The organism is Sphingomonas sp. Leaf32 (genome assembly GCF_001421765.1).
Taxonomy (GTDB): Bacteria; Pseudomonadota; Alphaproteobacteria; order Sphingomonadales; family Sphingomonadaceae; genus Sphingomonas.
In genome coordinates, this window is the sequence record NZ_LMLA01000007.1 from 139,759 (window position 1) to 159,738 (window position 19,980).

Annotated in this window: 18 protein-coding genes; 8 read left to right on the top strand and 10 right to left on the bottom strand. The window is 68.1% G+C overall.

The window, feature by feature from the left end:
- Position 1: 1 nt before the first annotated feature.
- A complete protein-coding gene (locus tag ASE83_RS08430) occupies positions 2 to 1,195 on the bottom strand; it encodes an ROK family transcriptional regulator (protein WP_055789176.1) in 1,194 nt (397 codons plus the stop codon).
- 223 nt (positions 1,196 to 1,418) lie between these two features.
- On the opposite strand from ASE83_RS08430, the gene ASE83_RS08435 reads away from it, so the two are divergent.
- The 4 genes from ASE83_RS08435 to ASE83_RS08450 all read left to right on the top strand — a co-directional run bounded on the left by ASE83_RS08435 (position 1,419) and on the right by ASE83_RS08450 (position 6,822).
- Positions 1,419 to 3,926, top strand: coding sequence for a glycoside hydrolase family 3 protein (locus ASE83_RS08435; RefSeq protein ID WP_055788175.1), 2,508 nt, complete (start codon positions 1,419 to 1,421; stop codon positions 3,924 to 3,926).
- A gap of 173 nt (positions 3,927 to 4,099) precedes the next feature.
- Positions 4,100 to 5,605: a carboxylesterase/lipase family protein gene (locus tag ASE83_RS08440; RefSeq protein WP_055788179.1), complete on the top strand. Its 1,506-nt coding sequence runs from the start codon at positions 4,100 to 4,102 to the stop codon at positions 5,603 to 5,605.
- Positions 5,602 to 6,336 carry a GDSL-type esterase/lipase family protein gene (locus tag ASE83_RS08445; RefSeq protein ID WP_055788182.1) on the top strand — a complete coding sequence of 245 codons (735 nt, stop codon included), beginning with the start codon at positions 5,602 to 5,604 and terminating at the stop codon, positions 6,334 to 6,336. The genes ASE83_RS08440 and ASE83_RS08445 overlap by 4 nt, the downstream gene beginning before the upstream one ends.
- 153 nt (positions 6,337 to 6,489) lie before the next feature.
- The gene (locus ASE83_RS08450) at positions 6,490 to 6,822 is read left to right on the top strand and encodes a hypothetical protein (RefSeq protein ID WP_055788185.1); all 333 of its coding nucleotides are present in this window, start codon (positions 6,490 to 6,492) and stop codon (positions 6,820 to 6,822) included.
- 210 nt (positions 6,823 to 7,032) lie between these two features.
- Here ASE83_RS08450 and ASE83_RS08455 read toward each other — a convergent pair whose 3' ends face one another.
- The 4 genes from ASE83_RS08455 to asd form a co-directional block, all read right to left on the bottom strand.
- Positions 7,033 to 7,920 (bottom strand): ROK family protein, encoded by an 888-nt coding sequence (locus ASE83_RS08455; RefSeq protein ID WP_055788188.1) that lies wholly within the window; start codon positions 7,918 to 7,920, stop codon positions 7,033 to 7,035.
- 5 nt (positions 7,921 to 7,925) lie between these two features.
- On the bottom strand, positions 7,926 to 9,797 hold the full coding sequence (locus tag ASE83_RS08460) for a M61 family metallopeptidase (protein ID WP_082443381.1): 1,872 nt from the start codon (positions 9,795 to 9,797) through the stop codon (positions 7,926 to 7,928).
- Positions 9,798 to 9,866: 69 nt separating this feature from the next.
- Positions 9,867 to 10,691: an amidohydrolase family protein gene (locus tag ASE83_RS08465; protein ID WP_055788190.1), complete on the bottom strand. Its 825-nt coding sequence runs from the start codon at positions 10,689 to 10,691 to the stop codon at positions 9,867 to 9,869.
- Between the two features lie 213 nt (positions 10,692 to 10,904).
- Complete coding sequence (asd, locus tag ASE83_RS08470) at positions 10,905 to 11,816, bottom strand: archaetidylserine decarboxylase (RefSeq protein ID WP_235513268.1); 912 nt, start codon at positions 11,814 to 11,816, stop codon at positions 10,905 to 10,907.
- 35 nt (positions 11,817 to 11,851) lie between these two features.
- On the opposite strand from asd, the gene ASE83_RS08475 reads away from it, so the two are divergent.
- A complete protein-coding gene (locus tag ASE83_RS08475; RefSeq protein WP_055788196.1) occupies positions 11,852 to 13,504 on the top strand; it encodes an aminotransferase class III-fold pyridoxal phosphate-dependent enzyme in 1,653 nt (550 codons plus the stop codon).
- Between the two features lie 356 nt (positions 13,505 to 13,860).
- On the opposite strand, the gene ASE83_RS08480 is transcribed toward ASE83_RS08475, so the two are convergent.
- The 4 genes from ASE83_RS08480 to ASE83_RS08495 form a co-directional block, all read right to left on the bottom strand.
- Entirely contained in the window at positions 13,861 to 14,055 is a 195-nt protein-coding gene (locus ASE83_RS08480) for a hypothetical protein (RefSeq protein ID WP_055788198.1), read from the bottom strand.
- A 19-nt stretch (positions 14,056 to 14,074) separates the two neighbouring features.
- Positions 14,075 to 14,332, bottom strand: a complete 258-nt coding sequence (locus ASE83_RS08485; protein WP_055788201.1) for a hypothetical protein — start codon at positions 14,330 to 14,332, stop codon at positions 14,075 to 14,077.
- A gap of 451 nt (positions 14,333 to 14,783) precedes the next feature.
- Positions 14,784 to 15,395 (bottom strand): hypothetical protein, encoded by a 612-nt coding sequence (locus ASE83_RS08490; RefSeq protein ID WP_055788203.1) that lies wholly within the window; start codon positions 15,393 to 15,395, stop codon positions 14,784 to 14,786.
- Positions 15,396 to 15,425: 30 nt separating this feature from the next.
- The gene (locus ASE83_RS08495; RefSeq protein ID WP_082443398.1) at positions 15,426 to 16,115 is read right to left on the bottom strand and encodes a class I SAM-dependent methyltransferase; all 690 of its coding nucleotides are present in this window, start codon (positions 16,113 to 16,115) and stop codon (positions 15,426 to 15,428) included.
- Positions 16,116 to 16,325: 210 nt separating this feature from the next.
- Between ASE83_RS08495 and ASE83_RS08500 the strand changes: the two genes are divergently transcribed.
- Genes ASE83_RS08500 through ASE83_RS08510 form a run of 3 tightly spaced genes read left to right on the top strand, consistent with a single transcriptional unit; the run spans position 16,326 to position 18,781 of the window.
- On the top strand, positions 16,326 to 17,252 hold the full coding sequence (locus ASE83_RS08500; RefSeq protein ID WP_082443380.1) for a UDP-2,3-diacylglucosamine diphosphatase: 927 nt from the start codon (positions 16,326 to 16,328) through the stop codon (positions 17,250 to 17,252).
- A complete protein-coding gene (locus ASE83_RS08505) occupies positions 17,249 to 18,304 on the top strand; it encodes a glycosyltransferase family 4 protein (RefSeq protein ID WP_055788206.1) in 1,056 nt (351 codons plus the stop codon). The genes ASE83_RS08500 and ASE83_RS08505 overlap by 4 nt, the downstream gene beginning before the upstream one ends.
- 39 nt (positions 18,305 to 18,343) lie before the next feature.
- A complete protein-coding gene (locus ASE83_RS08510) occupies positions 18,344 to 18,781 on the top strand; it encodes a hypothetical protein (RefSeq protein WP_055788209.1) in 438 nt (145 codons plus the stop codon).
- 1 nt (position 18,782) lies between these two features.
- On the opposite strand, the gene ASE83_RS08515 is transcribed toward ASE83_RS08510, so the two are convergent.
- On the bottom strand, positions 18,783 to 19,937 hold the full coding sequence (locus ASE83_RS08515; RefSeq protein ID WP_055788211.1) for a carbohydrate porin: 1,155 nt from the start codon (positions 19,935 to 19,937) through the stop codon (positions 18,783 to 18,785).
- Positions 19,938 to 19,980 lie beyond the last annotated feature (43 nt).

Sequence of the window (19,980 nt, forward strand, 5' to 3'; positions counted from 1 at the left end):
ATCAGCCGGCGTCCTCGGCCTTCCACAGCGCGGTGGCGCTGGGCAGCAGGAAATGGCTGAACGGCAGGATCGCCGCGCCGACCGCCGGCGCATCCTCCGCCAGCATCGCGCGCCGCACCGGCGCCAGCGCCGGCACGTTGGTGGCCGTCCGCATCCGCGCGTTCAGCCGCTGCGCCAGCGTCTCGACATGGTTGCCCGGCAGGCGCCCGCCGACGAACACCGCCGCCGGGTTGATGAGGCAGTTGATCGCCACCAGCGGTTCGACCAGCCGCTCGACCGACGCATCGATCCACGCATCGACCACCGCCAGCAATGCCGGCTCGTCGCTCCGCCCGCCCAGCATGTCAGCCAGCGTGAAGCCGGCGTCGCGCAAGGGGTGCGACAGCCCCGACAGCGACACGGTATGCTGGATCTGGGTCTGCCCGCCCCTGCCGTCGCTGCCCAGCAGAAAGCCCAGCTCGCCCGATCGCCCTTTCGCGCCGCGATAATAGCTGCCGTCGAGGACCAGTCCCCCGCCCAGCGCCGAGGAGATCAGGACGTAGAAGAAGCTGGCATGGTGCTGACCGTGCCCCAGCTGCAATTCGCCCATCGCGGCGGCGGCGGCATCGTTCTCGACGAAGACCGGCAAGTCGATCGGCGCGGCGAACAGCGCGGGCAGGTCGACCTCTTCCCACACGGTATAGCTGGCCGGGCGGCCGGGCAGGTCGACCGTGCCCAGATCGTCGGGGCGGGCGACGCCGATGCCGACGATGCGCTGGCGATCGATCCCGGCCTCGGCGATCAGGCCGTCGATCGCCGATCGATAGAAGGCGGCGACATCGTCGGGCATCGCGAAATCGACCTCGCGGGTCGCGCGCGCCAGCGTCTGTCCGGCGAAATCGACCAGCACGATCGTCACATGGTCGCGGTCGATGTTGATGCCGATCGCGAAGCAGGCGGCGGGGTTGACCACCAGCTTGGTCGGCGGCTGCCCGCGCCCGCCGCGCCGCTGCCCGGCCTCCAGCACCAGCCCTTCGCCCAGCAGCCGGCGGGTGATGTTGGCGATCGCCGGCGGGGTCAGCCCGGTGATGTTGGCCAGTTCGATCCGCGTCAACGATCCCGACACCCGGATCGCGTGCAGCGTCACCCGCTGATTATGGTCCGCCGCGCGTTCGAGGTTGGTTCCCGACAGGCGAATGGGCGCGCGCTCGGTCATCACCGGCGACCGGCCGCAAGGATGGGGGGCAACACGCAATCTCCCTGTACGACGGTCGTGCCGTCGGTTTGTCGGACAACAGCGTGGACCAGCCGCTCGGGCGGTTCAATCCGAAATTCGCTATCGAAAAGACCTGTTTGGGCGTTGACAACGCTGTCGGAATTGCGGATCGGAGCACAAAGAGTGGCGCGCAGCACGTGCGCGCGTCGGGGAGAGCGATGTGATGAAACCGGTTACGATGTTATTGCTGGGATCGGCCCTGGCCATGGGCGTGCTGCCCGCCGCCGCGCAGACCGTGCCCGCGCCGCCCCCCGCCGCGACGGTCCATCCCGACCTCTGGCCGCGGGCGAGCTGGCCGTACAAGGCCGATCCGGCGATCGAGGCGCGTATCGCCGACCTGCTCAAGCGGATGACGCTGGAGGAAAAGGTCGGGCAGGTCGTGCAGGGCGACATCGCCAGCCTGACGCCCGAGGATGTGAAGCGCTATCATCTCGGCTCGGTGTTGAACGGCGGCAACTCCGCGCCGAACAACGACGAATTCGCCCCCGCGTCCGAATGGCTGAAGCTCGCCGACCGCTTCTATGCGGCGTCGGTGGACAAGTCGGACGGTGGTGTCGGCATCCCCGTCATCTGGGGCACCGATGCGGTGCACGGCCACAGCAACATCGTCGGCGCGACGCTGTTCCCGCACAATGTCGGGCTGGGCGCGATGCACGACCCGGCGCTGATGCGCAAAATCGCGCAGGCGACGGCGGCCGAAATCCGCGCGACCGGCATCGAATGGACCTTCGCGCCCACGATCACCGTGCCGCAGGACCTGCGCTGGGGCCGCGCGTATGAAGGCTATTCGTCCGATCCGAAGCTGGTGGCGGGCTATGTCACCCAGTTCATCGAAGGGCTGCAGGGCGCCCCCGGTTCGACCAACCAGTTGAAGGGACCGTACGTCCTCGCCTCGACCAAGCATTTCCTGGCCGATGGCGGCACGTTCGGCGGACAGGATCAGGGCGACGCGAAGATTTCCGAAACCCAGCTGCGCGACATCCACGGCACGCCCTATGTCTCGGCGATCAATGCCGGCGTGCAGACGGTCATGGCCAGCTTCAGCAGCTGGAACGGCGAAAAGATCACCGGGCACAAGGGCCTGATGACCGATGTGCTCAAGAAGCGCATGGGCTTTGGCGGGTTCATCGTCAGCGACTGGAACGCCCACGGCCAGGTCGCGGGCTGCACCAACGCATCGTGCCCGCGCGCGATCAACGCCGGCCTCGACATGTATATGGCGCCCGACAGCTGGAAGCCGATCTGGGAAAACCTCGTCAAGCAGGTCAAGTCGGGCGAAGTCCCGATGAGCCGCCTCGACGATGCCGTGTCCAACGTCCTGCGCGTCAAGCTGCGCGCCGGCCTGTTCGAAGCGGGCAAGCCCTCGTCGCGGCCGCTGTCGGGCAAGTTCGACCTGCTCGGCAGCCCCGAACACCGCGCGATCGCGCGCGAAGCGGTGGCGAAGTCGCTGGTGCTGCTCAAGAACAACGGCTCGCTGCTGCCGATCAAGGCCGGCGCGCGCGTGCTGGTTGCGGGTGACGGCGCCGACGACGTCGCGCGTCAGTCGGGCGGCTGGACGCTGACGTGGCAGGGGACGGGCATCGACCCGAAATATTTCCCCGGCGCGACCTCTATCTATCAGGGGATCGACGCGGCGGCGAAGGCGGCGGGCGGTTCGGCCACGCTGTCGGCGGACGGCAGCTTTACCGGCGCGAAGCCCGATGCCGCGATCGTCGTGTTCGGCGAAACGCCCTATGCCGAGTTCCAGGGCGACATCAAGACGCTGCAACTGCGCCCCGAACTGCGCCAACCCATCGAAACGATGAAAAAGCTGAAGGCGCAGGGCATTCCCGTCGTCGCCGTCATGCTGACCGGTCGTCCGCTGTTCGTGAACGCCGCGATCAACGCCGCCGACGCCTTCGTCGTCGCGTGGCTGCCCGGTTCGGAAGGGGCGGGTATCGCCGACGTGCTGCTCAAGGACCGCAGCGGCAAGGCGAAGCGCGACTTCACCGGCACGCTGTCCTTTGCCTGGCCGGCGACCGCCGACGCCACCGGTCCGACCCAGTTCCCGCTCGGTTACGGCCTGACCGGGGCTGCCCGCACGACCGTGCCCGCGCTGTCGGAAGACCCGAAGGTCGCGGAGGTCGATGCCGGCGACGTATTCATGGACAAGGGCCTGCCCGCGACCGCATGGTCGCTGGAGGTCGGCGGCGCCGGCACCGGCGGCAACACCCGCATCACCACCGTGCCTGCGCAATCGGGCGGCGGCCGGGTCAAGGTCACCGCGACCGACCACGGCGTTCAGGAAGGCGCGCGCCGCTTCGTCGTCGACGGCACCGGCCCGGCACAGATCGTGCTGAGTACCCAGTCGCCGGTCGATCTGACCCGCCAGACCAATGGCGATGTCATGCTGGTGTCGACGATGCGCGTCGACGCCGCCCCGACCAGGCCGGTCACGCTGTCGCTGCGCAGCGGACCCGGCAATGGCCAGGTGGCGCTCGGCCGGATGGAGCCGCTGGGCGTCGGCCAGTGGAAGACACTGGGCGTGCCGCTCAAATGCTTCGGCGGCAATGTGAACATGGGCAAGGTCGACACGCCGTTCGTGCTGGCGACCGACGGCGCGCTGAGCGTCAGCGTGGCACGGGTGGCGCTGGGCACCACGGCCGACGTCAAGCTGAGCTGCCCGAAATAACAGATCCTCCCCGGCACGGGGAGGGGGACCGCCGCGAAGCGGTGGTGGAGGGGGGGCGCCCGCATACGGTAAGGTTGCGTTGCGCCGACGACCCCCTCCACCAGCTTCGCTAGTCCCCCTCCCCGTGCCGGGGAGGATTTGCTACTCGCACACCCGCGACAACACATAGGGGCATGGCGATGAAGGCAATCTGGGCATCTCTCCTACTGGCCACGGCCACCCCCGCCACCGCACAGGAAGCCACCCCGACCGCCGCCCCGGCCCCGCCCCGCGTCTCCGTGTCCGGTGGCATCGTCGAGGGCAGGGCGGAAGCCGATCGCGTCCTGTTTCGCGGCATCCCCTTCGCCGCGCCGCCGCTGGGGGCCAATCGCTGGCGCGAACCGCAGCCGGTGGTCGAATGGACCGGCATCCGCGCGACGACCGCCCGCGCGCCTGCCTGCCTCCAGAACGATTATGGCTGGAACCGCGGCGACCATGTATTCGCCAGCGAAGACTGCCTGACGCTCGACATCGGAACGCCTGCGCTTGCGGGCAAGCGTCCGGTGATCGTGTGGATTCACGGCGGTAGCAACCGCGCCGGGTCGGCGGGCGACATGGCGTTCTCCTCGATCGGCAAGCGCGGTGTGGTGGTCGTCGCGGTCCAGTATCGACTAGGCATCTTCGGCTTCCTGCCCCACCGCGCGCTCGCCGCCGAGGCCGGCGGGACCAGCGGCAATTACGGCCTGATGGATCAGATCGCGGCGCTGCGCTGGGTCCGCGACAATATCGCCAAGTTCGGCGGTGATCCCGATAACGTCACCATCGCCGGGGAAAGCGCGGGGTCGCAGGACGTGTCGCTGCTCCTCGCCTCGCCGCTCGCGCGCGGGCTGTTCGCCAAGGCGGCGATGGAATCGGGCACGCCCGGCTTCGGCCTGCCGTGGCGGCCGCTGAAAGAGGCATTCCGCATCGGCGATCAGCTCGATGTGCTGCTTGGGGTCCGGGGCAGCGCGGCGCTCCGCACCGCATCGCCCGCCGCATTGCTGGCGGCCGACCTCAAGCTGCACGATGCGAAGCTGACCGCCGACGATTATCTCTATCTGCGCACGACGATCGACGGCGCGGTGCTGCCCGACACGCCCGACCGGCTGTTCGTCACCGCGCCCAAGCGCCCGGTCATCATCGGCAGCAACATGCTCGAACTCGACATGCCCGGCGGGCGTCCGGCGCGCGACGGGTTCGTCGACCTGTCGTTCGGCGACAAGGCGGAGGAGGCGCGGACCTTCTACCGGCTCGACGATGCCGATCCGCTGCCCCATCCGCGTCTGGGCACCCGCGACCAGCAGATCGCAACCGACGCGACCTTCCGCTGCCCGGCGAACACGCTCGCCAATCTCCTCGCCACCCGCAACTGGCCGGTATGGCGCTATGAGTTCGATCTCGCCCGCGACGGGGGCACGGGGCCGACGACCCATGCGGCGGAGATCGACTATATCTTCAACGACCGCCGCGCCGGGCCGGTGTGGATGCAGGATTACTGGGTCGCCTTCGCCACGACCGGCGACCCCAATGGTGACGGCCGCCCGGCCTGGACCCGCAGCGCCCGGGGCAAGCCCGCCAACCTCCTGTTCGACGCCCGTGGCGCTACCCCGCGCGACGGCGACATCCGCCCCGAAATCTGCCGCCTGCAAGGATCGCTATGACCCCCGATCGTCGCCATTTCCTCGGCCTTGCCGCCGGGGCCGCCCTGCTCCCCGCCACGTCTCACGCCGCGCAGGAGGAAAGCTGGGAGGTGAAGCACCAGCGGCAGCTCGCCACCGACTGGCCGTGGCTCGGCCGCTATGCCGCCGACAATGCCGCGCTCGCCGCGTCGGGGGTGAAAACCGACATCGTGTTCATGGGCGATTCGATCACCGAAGGATGGCGCGGCAACCGCCCCGCCTTCTTCCGCCCCGGTCGGGTGGGGCGCGGGATCAGCGGCCAGACGACGCCGCAGATGGTGCTGCGGATGATGGCCGACGTCGTCGCCCATCGCCCGCGCTACGTCCACATCATGGCCGGCACCAACGACATCGCCGGCAATACCGGGCCAATGACGCCGGCGCAGACGCACGACAACCTGGCGATGATGGTGATGATCGCGCGAGACGCCGGCATCGGCGTGCTGCTCGCCAGCGTACCGCCGGCGGACGGCTTTCCGTGGCGACCGGGCCTCGCCACCGTCGAACCGATCCGCGCGATCAATGCGTGGGCGAAGGACTATGCCGCCAGGCATCGCGTGACCTTCGTCGACTATACCCCGGCGCTCGCGACCCCTGCCGGTGCGATGCGGCCGGGCTTCGCCGACGACGGCGTCCACCCGACCCCGGCCGGCTATGCCGCGATGGAAAAGCTGCTGACTCCGATCCTGCGCGCGAAGGGGTTGCCGACCTGACGGGCGCGATACTGGATTGCGTCGCCCAAGCTGAACGAACCCGCCCAACCCGCGACAATCCGACACAACTTTCGCCATTTCGCGACAAACCCCTGCGACAAGCGTTCGCCATTTTCACGGTCGACCAATGTGGTTCGATACAGGAGAAGAGGGATGAAGAAGTTCGCACTGATGCTCGCCGGCCTCGGCGTCGCGATGACCGCTCTGCCCGCCGCCGCCCAGCCGTGGCAGTCGGTCAACCAGCGCCAGGCGCAGATCGAACGTCGCATCGACCAGGGTATCCGCAGCGGCGCGCTTAGTCGGCGTGAAGCGGTGAACCTGCGCGGCGAATTCCGCCAGATCGCCCGGCTCGAACAGCGCTATCGCCGCTCGAACGGCCTGTCGATGCAGGAACGCCGCGACCTCGACCGCCGCTTCGACGCGCTATCGTACAAGGTCCGCGTCGACAGGAACGACCGCAACGGTCGTCCGGGCTATCGGCGCTGATGTAGAACATCGAACCCAGCCGTTCGTACTGAGTAGGGGCTGAGTCCTTCGACTGCTTGCCTGCGGCAGGCGCTCAGGACAGGCTTCGGTGCTGTGCACCGAAGTCGAAGACCCGTATCGAAGTACCTGCCACCAGCGGTCCTTCGATACGCCATTCCGACAAGCTCAATGGCTACTCAGGACGAACGGTGTGGGACTATCCTCCGGCCGCTATCCCCCCGCGACGAACGCGCCGATCAGCCCCGCTTCGTCGCCCAGCCGGCCGGCCATGACCACCGGCGTCGTGACAGGGATCAGCAGGTTCGCGCGCACCCTTGCATCGAGCGCCGCGATCAGCCCGGTGGCGTTGGCCAGCCCCCCGCCGACCGGCACGATTGTCGCCGACACCGCATGGAGCAGCATCGCGATCGGCCCGCCGATCAGGTCACAGAACCAGCCGACCGTCGCCGCCGCCCGCACATTCCCCGCATCCGCGCCTTGCGTGATGGCGATGCTGTCGGCGTCGACGCCGTGCAGGAAATGGTGCAGCCGCTCCAGCCCGCGCGCGCTGCCGATCGTGTCGAGACACCCCCGCCGCCCGCAGCCGCACGCGAAGACCGGCATCGCGTGCCGCGCGAGCGGGCTGGCATGGATCACCTGCCCATGGCCCCATTCGCCGCCGATCCCGCCCGTGCCGCTGACGATCCGTCCGCGCTCGACCAGCCCGCCGCCGACCCCGGTGCCGAGGATAATGCCGAACACCCGGTCATGCCCCTGGCCCACGCCCAGCGTCGCTTCGGCCAGCACGAACGCATCGGCATCGTTCACCACCCGCACCGGCAGGCCGATCGCGCTGCCAAGGTCGTGCGCCAGCCGCCGCCCGTCGATGCACGGGATGTTCGCGCTGGTGACGATCTCCGTCAGCGGATCGACCAGCCCGGCGGTCGCGACGCCCACCCGGTCGCACGACACCGCCTGCACCGCATCGGCGAACACCGCGACGAACGCCGCCCAGTCGGTCACCGGCGTGGGCGTCTTGCGCCGCCAGACGATCCGCGCGTCGTCGTCGAACGCGGCGATGTCGATGAACGAACCGCCGACATCGGCGCACAACCGCATCCCGCTTATTCCGCGCCCAGCCAGCCCAGGCGGAACGCCCGCTGCTGTGGCGTAGGCGTCCGCCCGACCGTCTCGCCGCGCACGATCTCCAGTGTCGGATCGGCCACCGGGGTCAGCATGGCCGTGCGCTCGATCCCGCGCTGGCGATAGCGCAACGGGGTCAGCGTACCGGGCTTGAGCGCCGCGACCCCCGCAGTCCATGCCGCCAGATCGGCGACCGGCTGTCCGCCGAGCGACAGGATCACGTCGCCGCGATCCGCGCCGGCGGCGAACAGCGGTGTGTTCTGCGCCGGCGACACGGCCAGCGTCACCCCGTCCGCCTCCTGCGTCGCATTCGTCCGCCCGATCCAGCCCTTGCCTGGGCCAGCGGCGCGCAGCACCAGCCCGGCCTGGTCCAGCAGCGGCGTGAAGTCGGGCAGGAAGCTGCCCTCGATCGTCCGGTCGAAAAACTGGTCGGCAAAGGCGCGGTCGCCGGTCAGCGTCGCCAGCGCCGTGCGCAGGTCGGCAGGGGTATAGGGCTGCTCGGTCGCGCCATGCGTCTTCCACAACAGCCGCATATAATCGTCGAGGCTCTTGCCCGGAAACCGCTGGCGCAGCTGCAGGTCGAGCGACAGGCCGATCACCGCGCCGTACGGGTAATAGGACACGAAGATGTTCGGCTCGACCGGATCGATCGCGGTGGCGGCATCTACGAACGGCGCGCGCAGGCTCATCTCCTGCGGCGATGCGTTGATCCGTGCCGCGATGCGCGCGGGGCTGTTCACCACCCCGTTCACCATCGCCCCCATCTCGCCCAGATACTCGTCGACCGATGCCAGCCCTGCGCGGCGGATCGACAGCGGCCCGTAATAGCTGGTGAACCCTTCGGCCAGCCACAGCGACGGCGTCGGATTGGCGCGGGTGAAGTCGAACGGCTCCAGTTCGCGCGGACGCAGCCGCTCGACGTTCCAGCTATGGAAGAACTCGTGCGCCAGCGTGCCGAGTTGGTCGTCCTTCGCCTCGGCCAGCGACCGCCGATCGGTGATGATCGTCGAGTTGCGATGCTCCATCCCGTCGCCATTCACTGACGGCCGATAATCGGCGATGAAGGTATAGGTGCCGAAATCATAGGGGGCGGGCGCGCCGAAGATCTTGATCTCCTCGGCCACCACCTTCTTCGCCTTCTCGGTGAAGCGGTCCATGTCGGCGGCAGTGCCACCATGGTGCAGCGTCAGGCGGAACGTCTTGCCCGCCTCCTGCCATTCGCGGACCATATGGTCCGACAGCTCGGTCGGGCTGTCCATGAAATATTGCAGGTTCGGCGCCCAATAGCTGCCGGGCGCGGTCCCGGCCGGCAACTGCGTCGCGACCTTCCATGCGGGGTCGGGACTGGTGAAGCGCACGCTGATCGGCTGCGCATCGTATCCGGTCGCCCAAAGGAACGTCGCAGGCATGTTCAGATGGGCGTGGGTCGCGTCGATCTGCGCATAGGTGCCGTCGCCCCGGTCGCCGTACAGCGTGTAGCTGACCACGACCGTGCCGTCGTGACCGGCCACGCTCCAGCCATAGGGATCGGTCCGCGTGAGCTTCAGCGGTCGCCCCGCGCCATCGGTCGCGCTGACGTCATAGACGTTCTTCGCGAATTCATGGATCGCATAGCGCCCCGGCGATGAGCGCGACATCTGCACGCGTAAGGGGCCGGCCGGCACCCCGCGCCATGTCGCCACGATCTTCGCCCGGTGATGCTGCGTCTGCGGGAACGACACATCGTAGCGCACCGGCGCACTGGCCCCCGGATCGCGCGTTGCGGCCTGTGTCGGCGCGGCCGGCGCGGTCTGCGCCACGACAGGCAGGGCGAGGCATGAGGCCAGCAACGCGGCGACCAGCGAACGAACCATGGCAATTCCCCTTCGAGTTGGGCGTGCTTGTAGCGGGCGGCGGGGGCGTTGTGGAAGGGTGGCGTGCCACTAGAATCCGTAAAACGCCCGCGCCGCGCCCCCCATCAATCGCGCCCGTGCGTCGTCCGGCAACCCCGCCGTCAACGCCCGCGTCGTCGCCAGCCAGTCGCCATAATCATCGCCCGCCGCCGACAGCACCGGCCAGTCGCTGCCCCACAGCACCCGCTCCCCGAACCAGCCGAGCAGCCGTTCGACCATCCCGCCCAGTGCCAGCGGATCGGCCTCCGCCGCCTGCTCCGTCCGCAGTCCCGACAGCTTGCACCACACCGAAGGCCGCCCGGCCAGCGCCGCCATCCCCGCGTCCCAGTCCGTATCGCCCGGCGGCACCGGCTTGGCGGCATGATCGATCACGATCGGCAGGTCGGGCCAGTGATCCGCGAACGTCGCCAGCATCCGCAGATGCCGCGGCTGCACCAGCGCATCCAGCCGCAGCCCGTTCGCGACCATCGCCGCCACCCCCCGCGCCACATCGCCCCGCAACAGCCAGTCGGTGTCGGCGATCGCCTGCACCATCGGCCTGAGGCCCAACAGCTTGGGCCGCTTGGCCAGCGCCGCGATCCGCGTCGATGCGTCCGAAGAATCCAGCGCGACCCAGCCGACCACGCCCGCAACCCACGGATCGCCCTCGGCCAGGTCCAGCAGCCAGTCGGTCTCGCGGTCGTCGGTCTGCGCCTGTACCAGCACGACCCGTTCGACCGGCGCATCGCCCATCGCCGCGCGTGCATCGGCCAGACCGTGGCTGCGATACAGAACGCCATCCGACGCCGCCGGCCAGCCATGGAACGGCGCGTCGATCCGCCACACATGCACATGCGCATCGACGATGCCCGTCATCCCGTCCCCCCTCTGGTCGCCGTCAGAGTGGCGCGGGGCGGGTGGGGCGGTCAATGCCACATCGGCAGCACGCTCCCTTCGTCACCCCGGACTTGTTCCGGGGTCCACGGTGCGGCGGTCGGTGCGGCCGGAGGCTCTATCGGCAGTGTCCGCGGTCAGGTGGACCCCGGAACAAGTCCGGGGTGACGATACGGATGCGAGGCGTAGGGCGCCCTAAATATCCTCCACCACCACCCGCTCGAACAGCACATCCCCCGCGCGCACCCGGTCGCCGGTCTGCACCCCGGCCGCCGGCACGAACGGCGCCGGCAGCAGCAGCACGATGGTCGACCCGTGTTCGAACCACCCCATCTCCTCCCCTTGGCGAACCGCCACATCGATGTCGGCGACCGGCTCCGCCCGCTCGCGCAGCAGCTTCACCGTATCGAGAAAGGTCAGCCGGATCGCCGCGACCAGGATCGCGGCCACCGGCACCAGCAGGATCGGCGTCCCGTCGGTGAGCCGCATCCGCACCGTCGCCCGCTCGTTGCGGCAATAGAGCCGGTCGACCCGCTTGAGCGTCGGCGGGTTCACGTTGAAACAGTCGCCCGGAAAATAGCGCACCCGCTCGACCCGCCCGTCCTGCGGCGCATGGAACCGGTGGTACATCCCGGCGGTCAGCCGCAGCGTGACGAAGCTCCCGCCCACATACGCCTCGCCCTCGCCCCCGGTCAGTTCGGCGATCGAGTAGCGTTTCCCCTTGGCCTGCACGATCGAATCGCCGGTGATCGGTCCGCTGGCGACGATGATCCCGTCGGACGGCGACGCCACCTGATGCGCCTGCGCGGCAAAGCTGCGCGCACCGGGCCGCAACCGCCGGATGAAGCAGGCGTGCATTGAGCGCCAGCGCGTCTCCGCCGCATCGGACAGGTCGACGTCGCAAAAGGTCCGCCACACCGCGATCGATGCCTTCGCCACCAGCGGTTGCTCGACCTTGCTGAACCACCCCATCGCGCGGGTCAGCGTCCGGCGCGGCAGCCAGTTGGTCGCGGCATAGTTCAGCGATTCGATGTCGGTCAGCCGCGCGATGGCGCGGCTGAGGCGGGACGGGGCGGGCGAGGAGGCGAGGCGATCCATGGCCGTCATCAATATTTCCTTATCGGGTCATATTCGCGTCAGTCATGATGCCTCTCGCCCTCGCTCTCGCCGCCGGTGCTGCCGGCCTGATCGCCACCAAGGGCCGCGCCCGCCTCCGATTGAGCCGCGCCAAGCACGGCTCGCTGACCGGCCATGTCCGCTGGGGCCAGCGGATCGCGCGCCAGATCGCCTTCTACGATTATGACGACGCCCGCTTCTTCGCCGCCGACGATGCGCCCGCCGACATCGCCACGCGGCGCCGCGCCGGGTTCGAACGCCTGTCCGCCCTCTACGCCACCCGCTTTGCACGGACGGTCGCGGCGACGAAGGACCTGCGTGAAGGGCTGTCCGACCTGCAATTCACCGGCCGCTACCGCGTGCCGTTCCAGTTCAGCGCGAAGGTCCGCGAACAACTGGCGACCGGCGCCTTCTACCAGTCGTCGTCGGGCGTGACCGTCACCGACCTCGACGGCAATGTCTTCTATGACCTTGCCGGCTCCTACGGCGTCAACCTGTTCGGCCATGATTTCTACAAGGACTGCATCGCGCAAGGGAGCGCCCGCGTCGCCGATCTCGGCCCGGTGCTCGGCACCTACCACCCGGTCATCGCCGCCAATGTCGACCGGTTGCGGGCGATCAGCGGCATGGACGAGGTGTCGTTCCACATGTCCGGCACCGAAGCGGTGATGCAGGCGGTGCGCCTCGCCCGCTATCACACCGGCCGCCGCCGCGTGGTGCGCTTCGCCGGGGCCTATCATGGCTGGTGGGGCGATGTGCAGCCCGGCATCGGCAACCCGACCCCGGCCGACAACACGCTGACCCTGTCCGAACTGTCCGACCGCACGCTGCACGTACTGGCGACGCGCAAGGACATTGCCTGCGTGTTGGTGAACCCGTTGCAGGCGATGCATCCGAACAAGGGCGCGCCGTCCGACGGCACGATGATCGACAGCAGCCGCTCGGCCCATCTCGACCGCGCCGCCTATCGCGACTGGCTGGTGCGCCTGCGCGATGTCTGCACGCGGGCGGGTGTCGTCCTGATCTTCGACGAAGTGTTCATGGGCTTCCGCTTGGCGAAGGGCGGGATGGCGGAGGCGTTCGGCGTGGCACCCGACATGGTGACCTATGGCAAGACGCTGGGCGGCGGCCTGCCGGTCGGCGTCGTGTGCGGCCGCGCCGACCTGATGAAGCGCTTCCGCCCCGAAGCACCCGCCGACATCTGCTTCGCCCGCGGCACCTTCAACGCGCACCCCTATGTCATGGGCACGATGGACGTGTTTCTCGAACGGCTCGATTCGCCGGAGGTGCGTGCGATGTACGACGGCGTAGACGCCCGCTGGGACGCGCGGCTGGCGCAGTTCAATGCTGCGATGGAGGCCGCCGAGCTTCCAGTCCGCGCGGCCGGGATGCAGACGGTGTGGACGATCACCTACACCGTGCCGTCGCGCTACAACTGGATGCTGCAATATTATCTACGTGCCGAGGGGCTGGCCTTGAGCTGGGTCGGCACCGGCCGCCTGATCTTCAGCCTGAACTATGACGACGCGGCCTTTGCCGAGGTCGTCGCGCGGTTCGTGCAGGCGGCGCAGGCGTGCAAGGCCGACGGCTGGTGGTGGAGTGCGCCCGGCACCACCAACAAGATACTGCGGCGGCAGGTGTTGAAGGAAACGCTGTCACGGCGGCTGGGTCGGGGATAGGCGGGGCGCTATCCAGCGGGGCACCGGACATGATCGAGACGCCCGTACGACCCGTCCAGCCAACCCCTGACTACGGCGGGGGCTGCGCATTCCCGGATCATCCAACAACCGTACCCCCGCGCAGGCGGGGGTCCAGGAGCGGCCGGCGCAACCGTTGTTGACCAGCCGTCGGCTCCCGCCCGTATGGCGGGTCAAGGTGGCTCCGCTCGAAACGGGTGCCTCTGCGTCACCCCGGACTTGATCCGGGGTCCCGCTTCTTCCCGACGCCAGTAAGGAAACGAAGCCCCCGATCAAATCCGATGCGACGCTGCGGCCAGCCGGATCGCCGAAGGCCGGTCTACCCTCGACGTCCCGCCTCATTCCCGCCGTTCGTTGGCCACCGCGTGCAACTGCTCGATGATCGCGCGGTTCGCCTGATGCCCCGACAGCTCCAGCGCCAGCGAGGTATAGCCCTCGCGGCGCAGCGCCTGCCGGATATGGTTCACCGAAATGAACTCGCCTGTTGCGGCCAGTTCGAGCGCGCGGGCCAGTGCCGGGGTGTCGCGGGTCATGGGGGTGTCGCCTGTCCGCTCAGCCGTTCCGCACCCATGGCGTGCGCACGACCTTGCCGGCGATCACCTTCTTGCCGAACGCCTTGCGCATCGTCTCGGCGGCATCGCCGTTCTTCAGGACCACGTGCGTGCCGCCCGAATGCAGCGTCTCGATCGCGCTGATCGACGCGCCATGCTTGCGGCACAGCGCCTCGACATCGGCCTGCGCGATGCTCACATTCATCGCCCGCGAAGTCGTCACCGCGGTCGTGCCGCCCCGTCGCCAATCGTCCTGCATGTCGGTCCAGTCATCATTCGAGCAAACGGACCGCCGGGCCACGCGGGAGGGGTCGACCAGCCGGCGCCGGTAGCAGGACCAGCCGGGTGCGACGGGACCATATCGTATATGGGGTGGCGGCGGCAGGTTAACAGTGGTGCGGTCGGTAAATGTTGCACGGGCGGAACGAGCATGGCGTCGAGCAACCATGGCTGTGTCAGAGGCGCTTTCCTACAGCGCCGTGCGTGGTCATGCTCGCATCCGCTCTTTCTCCCCGTCGATCGCTTCGTCCCAACAAGCTGCGACCGGTTCGCAAATGCGCAAACCGGTCGCGAGTGTGAACTTTGTGAACTTTGGCGGAAAAATGCTGTGTTTTCAAAACCGCCACCGGCAAAGCCGGCGTCGTCGGACGGCGCCATACGCGCCGCCGGCCGGGCGCGCCTTATTTGCGGAGATAGCTGATGCTAGCTCCTTACCGGCGCGCTGCTTCCTGCAAATCCGTGTCGATCCGCGCGCCCTTCAGCAACTGCACCGGCGCCTTGCGGTACAGGATGAAGTCGTTGAACGGATCGGTCACGATCTTGGTTGCCCACACGATCCCGGTCATCACGTCGCGCTGGATGAACAACTGGATCACCCGGAACAGCAGGCCCCCGACCGCGAACGCCAGCCACAGCAGCGCGAGGTGGCGCAGGAAGCCGACAAAGCCGACATGCGGTTCGAAGATGCCGAAGAAGGTCGGGTCGAGCAGCAGCGGGATCGGCGTCGCCGCCCATAGGCCCATGAAGACGACCTTGCGGAACAGGTTGTAGCCGACCTTGATCTCTTCCTTGTGCTCGTGCGTCGCCTGGTTCTGATGGTCGTAGGTCTTGGGCTCGAAGAAGAAATGCCCCGATTGCCGCGAGGTCATCGCCACCAGCCAGCCGAGCAGGCTCGCCACCGCCGGATCGATCCACACCACGACATAGGCGATCAGGAACGTCGTCGCGCTGACGAAATGCAGCGCTTGGTTGATGATGCTGTGGTGGTAATAGCGATGATCGTCCCACCGCTGTTCCTTCAGCGCTTCCTTGAATCCGGGCATCGAATAAACCTTTGATAAAAAGGGTTTGGTTCAGGCGGTCGCCCCGAGCGCGGGCGTCGGGTGGTTGTCCTGGGCCGCAACGCCGGCACGACGGAAACACACCAGCGAGAAATGGCCGAGCGGGGGCAGCGGCCGGCGCTCGACCAGTTCCGCCTGCGGGTTGCGCGCCGCCCAGTCGCCATAGATCGACCAGGGGAAATCGGTGCGCCAGCCAAGGCGGCTGGTGATCGGCATCAGCGCGCGCTCGATCTTCGCGCGCACGCCCGCTTCCGCGCCCAGTCGGGTCGCGATCACGATCATGCCGCCGGGCCGCACCACGCGCAGGAACTCACTGAGCGCCCGGTCGGGATGCGGTACCGCCGACACGACATATTGCGCGACCACCACGTCGAACGACGCATCGTCGAAATCCAGTGCCTCGGCATCGCCGATCGCGATCCGCTCCACATGGGTGAGCCGCAGCCGCTTCACCCGGTTGCGCGCCTTGTCGAGCATCTGGTCGGCAATATCGATGCCGGTGATCCGGCTTTCGGCCCGGTAATGCGGCAGCGAGATGCCGGTGCCGACGCCGACCTCGAGGATGCGTCCGCCGACCGTCTCGGCGGCATCGATCGCCGCGCGACGCCCCCGGCGGAACACCGGGCCGAACACCAGGTCGTAGATGGGCGCCCAGCGATCATAGGCGCTCGCCACGCCGACGCGGTTCAGTTCCTGAGCCAATCCGTGTGTTTCCTTGTCCAGCGCCGTGCGGCTTGTCTGGCCCGCCACAATGACGCCAGTCGATGACAGGTCAATGGCGCAGCCATGTCAGCAAGGTTTCAGTTTGATGAGAGCGGCCGTCACACACACGAAATACTATTGTCGCGTGGGGGCGTTACTGCACCGGCATCGCAAGGACGCAAGTCCGGTCCACTGGCGTGGAGAAGTACGATGACGACGGCATTTGTATCCCGCACCGATCGACAAAAAGTATCGGAATCGACGGTAAAGTCGCTGGCGCGCAAGATTCCGGACTGGATCAACGACCCGCAAAGCTATCAGGCGGATGGTCCGAAGAAGTCCTATCGCACCGTCTTCATCTCCGACGTCCATCTGGGAACGCCCGGATGCAGCGCGACCCAGCTGGTCGACTTCCTCCATTCGTTCGAATGCGAGACGCTGTACCTGGTCGGCGACATCGTCGATGGCTGGCAGATCCGGCGCGGCTGGTACTGGCCGTCGAGCCATAACGACGTCATCCGTTCGATCCTGAAGTTCGCGCGTCGCGGCACCCGCGTCATCTATATCCCCGGCAACCATGACGAGGCGTTTCGCGACTATACCGGTCTCGAATTCGGCGGCGTCGAAATGGTCGAGGAGGATATCCACGAAACCGCCGATGGTCGTCGCCTGCTGGTCCTGCACGGTGACAAGTTCGACGGCGTGGTGCTCTATGCCAAGTGGCTCGCCTTCCTCGGCGACTATGCCTACACCGCGCTGCTGAAGGCCAACAGTGTCTGGAATTTCACCCGGCGCAAGCTGGGCCTGCCCTATTGGTCGCTGTCGGCCTATGCCAAGCATCGGGTGAAGAACGCGGTCAATTTCATCGGCCGGTTCGAGGAGACCGTGGCCCATGCCGCCGCCGAACATGGCGTCGACGGCGTGGTGTGCGGCCATATCCACACCGCCGAAATCCGCCAGATCGGCGACATCATGTATTATAACGACGGCGACTGGGTGGAGAGCTGCACCGCGCTGGTCGAGGATCACAGCGGCGCCATGTCGCTGATCGACTGGCGCGCCGAAACGTGGGAAAAGGAACTGGCGAAAGCGGCGGGCAAGGCCGACGCCCCCGGCCGGGCGGTCGCCACCGCGTGAGGATCGCGATCGTCAGCGACGCATGGAGCCCGCAGGTCAACGGCGTCGTCCGCACGTTGCAGACGACGATCGGCCGGCTGCAGCAACGCGGCCACATCGTCGAAACCTATACGCCGGACGGCTTCGCCACCCGGCCATGCCCCGGCTATCCCGAAATCCGGTTGGCGCTGGGCTGCGGGCCGGAACTGGGCCGCCGGATCGCGGCGTTCCGGCCGGATGCGATCCATATCGCCACCGAGGGACCGCTCGGCTGGGCGGCGCGGCGCTGGTGCCGGCGGCAGGGTGCGCGCTTCACCACGTCGTTCCACACCAATTTCGCCGAATATCTGGCACTGCGCACCCACCTGCCCGCCGGGCTGTTCTGGCCGTTCCTGCGCCGCTTCCATGCGGCGGCCAGCGGGGTGATGACCGCCACCACCCGCGTCGCCGCGTCGCTCCGCGACCATGGTATCGCCCACACGAAACGCTGGTCGCGCGGCGTCGACCTGTCGCTGTTCAAGCCCGACGGTTCGCGCCTCGACGTCGCCACCCTGCCGCGCCCGATCCTGCTGCATGTCGGGCGGATCGCGGTCGAAAAGAATATCGAGGCGTTTCTGGCGCTCGACGTGCCGGGCACCAAGCTGCTGGTCGGCGACGGCCCGGCGCGCGCCGAACTGGAGCGCCGCTATCCGCTGGCGCAGTTCGTTGGCGTGAAGCAGGGCGCTGGCCTCGCCGCCGCCTACCGCGCCGCCGACGTGCTGGTCTTCCCCAGCCGCACCGACACGTTCGGGCTGGTGATGATCGAGGCGCTGGCCTGCGGCACGCCGGTCGCCGGCTATCCGGTGCCGGGGCCGCTCGACATCATCGGGACGGACGGCACGGGCGGCGGCCCGCAGCGGATCGGCGCGGTCGACGACGATCTGGCGGTCGCGGTCGCGAAGGCACTGACCGCTGACCGCGACGCCTGCGCCCGCGCCGGCACCGCCTATTGCTGGTCGCACTGCACCGACCAGTTCGTCGGTAATCTGGTCGATGCCGGGCTGGGGGCGCAGCCGGTGCTGGCGGTGGCCTGACGCGCTTGCCCCGGCGGGCGGGCGGCGCGATACCGGGCCATGCTTCCCCGGCTTCTGCTCCCGACCACGCTCCTGCTCGCATCCTGCACGCAGGTCGAACGACTGCTCCCGGCCTGCTGGGAGAATATGGATTTCGCCCCCGGACAACCGGTGACCGGCCGGGTCACGATCATGGTCGGCTACGACTTTCCCGGCGACACGACCGGCATCAGTGGTCTGATGACGGTATCGCCGATCACCTGTGAGAATGGATCGTTCGGGGTCCTGAACCCACCCGCACGGCTACTCGCTTACGTCCGACCCGTGGAGGATGGCGATCCCCTGTTTGGAACGGCATTCGAGGCGGATATCGACGCGACCGTCCGGATTATCGCGACCGACGGTCATAACGGGCGGATATCGCCCTTCTTCCTAGAACTGCGTTCCATCCGCGATCTTCGGCGGATCGACCGCCCGCGCTGGTGGCATTGGAACTGAGCTACAGCGTCTTCCACGCCACGATCGCGCGCAGCCCCAGGATCACCGCATCCTCCGCATCGCGCAGGCCGCCAGGACGGCGAACATATTGCACGTCGGGCTGGAGCGTCAGGAATGGCAGCACCCGGTCGCTATAGGTCAGCTCGATCATTCCCTCCGATCCGGTCAGCGCGGGTTCGTCCGCCGGATTGGCGCGGCGATAGGGGGTGCTGAGGTCGGCGCTCGCCACGCCGATCGACAACTGGCTGTCGGGCCGGGCGGGGACGATGCCATGGCCGGTCACGCCGAACTGGAATCCACCGGCAAAGGGCGTGGTCCGCCCGTCCGACCAGCCGACACGGGCAAAGGCGCGCCAATGGCCCGGCTGGTCTGCCTGTCCGGCAAGGTCGATTTCGACGGAAGCATAGACGCCGTGCGATGCCGCCTCGCCCGGACCGGCGGTGACTCCCGGCGGGATGATGCGGGGCTGCCGCCGGCTATAGGCCCAGCCGCCCAGCGTGAAGGACAGGACGCCCTGCCGCCCCGCCTCGGCGACGAACAGCGTCGAGCGATGTCCGGGCGCGTCGGCCGTCCCGCGCGGCGCGCGGATCGCCACGGCCTGCACATAATGCCGCTCGTCCCCGGCGCGAAGGCGAATGGCAAGGTCGGTGCGCGGAAAGATCGACGGCCCGTTGGGTCCGGTCGCCGACAGTTCCGATCCGATGCCGAACGCCGGCGCGATCAGGTGCGACGCGGCCTCGTTGGCATAGAATTCGCTGTTCAGGTCATATTTGCCGACCAGCACCGACAGCCGGTCGTCGGCAAAGTTCTGCTGGACCCATGCCTGGTAGAGCAGCAGGTCGGCACCGGCGACCTCAATATTGTTCACGCCCTGCAACGTCCCCGCAAGGTCGTTGGGACGCCCGCCCAAATTGTTGAGCAGGCTGGCAAAGGCGGTGCCCCCGTGCCACCCGATCGCCCGGTCGAGGTCGAGCGAGGCCAGCAGGTCGATATTGTCGAGATAGCGCACGCCGCGCGCATCCCCCGCCACGACCCCGACGACATCGCCCTTGTACACCACATCGACGCTCAGTGGCCCCGATGCCTCGTCCTGTGCCTGCGCCGGTATCGACAACATCGTCAGCCCGACCGCAACGCATCCGATCCAATTGCGCATCCTGCAACACCCCCCTGTTGATGCCGGCTGACGGTGCGGCCGC

Coding starts and splice junctions, on each gene's coding strand:
- ASE83_RS08500 (WP_082443380.1), top strand. CDS start 16,326: ATGACGACGGCATTTGTATCCCGCACCGATCGACAAAAAGTATCGGAA.
- ASE83_RS08460 (WP_082443381.1), bottom strand. CDS start 9,797: ATGGTTCGTTCGCTGGTCGCCGCGTTGCTGGCCTCATGCCTCGCCCTG.
- ASE83_RS08445 (WP_055788182.1), top strand. CDS start 5,602: ATGACCCCCGATCGTCGCCATTTCCTCGGCCTTGCCGCCGGGGCCGCC.
- ASE83_RS08440 (WP_055788179.1), top strand. CDS start 4,100: ATGGCGATGAAGGCAATCTGGGCATCTCTCCTACTGGCCACGGCCACC.
- ASE83_RS08475 (WP_055788196.1), top strand. CDS start 11,852: ATGATGCCTCTCGCCCTCGCTCTCGCCGCCGGTGCTGCCGGCCTGATC.
- ASE83_RS08510 (WP_055788209.1), top strand. CDS start 18,344: ATGCTTCCCCGGCTTCTGCTCCCGACCACGCTCCTGCTCGCATCCTGC.
- ASE83_RS08435 (WP_055788175.1), top strand. CDS start 1,419: ATGAAACCGGTTACGATGTTATTGCTGGGATCGGCCCTGGCCATGGGC.
- ASE83_RS08450 (WP_055788185.1), top strand. CDS start 6,490: ATGAAGAAGTTCGCACTGATGCTCGCCGGCCTCGGCGTCGCGATGACC.
- ASE83_RS08455 (WP_055788188.1), bottom strand. CDS start 7,920: ATGCGGTTGTGCGCCGATGTCGGCGGTTCGTTCATCGACATCGCCGCG.
- ASE83_RS08465 (WP_055788190.1), bottom strand. CDS start 10,691: ATGACGGGCATCGTCGATGCGCATGTGCATGTGTGGCGGATCGACGCG.
- ASE83_RS08480 (WP_055788198.1), bottom strand. CDS start 14,055: ATGACCCGCGACACCCCGGCACTGGCCCGCGCGCTCGAACTGGCCGCA.
- ASE83_RS08485 (WP_055788201.1), bottom strand. CDS start 14,332: ATGCAGGACGATTGGCGACGGGGCGGCACGACCGCGGTGACGACTTCG.
- ASE83_RS08515 (WP_055788211.1), bottom strand. CDS start 19,937: ATGCGCAATTGGATCGGATGCGTTGCGGTCGGGCTGACGATGTTGTCG.
- ASE83_RS08430 (WP_055789176.1), bottom strand. CDS start 1,195: ATGACCGAGCGCGCGCCCATTCGCCTGTCGGGAACCAACCTCGAACGC.
- ASE83_RS08490 (WP_055788203.1), bottom strand. CDS start 15,395: ATGCCCGGATTCAAGGAAGCGCTGAAGGAACAGCGGTGGGACGATCAT.
- asd (WP_235513268.1), bottom strand. CDS start 11,816: ATGACGGCCATGGATCGCCTCGCCTCCTCGCCCGCCCCGTCCCGCCTC.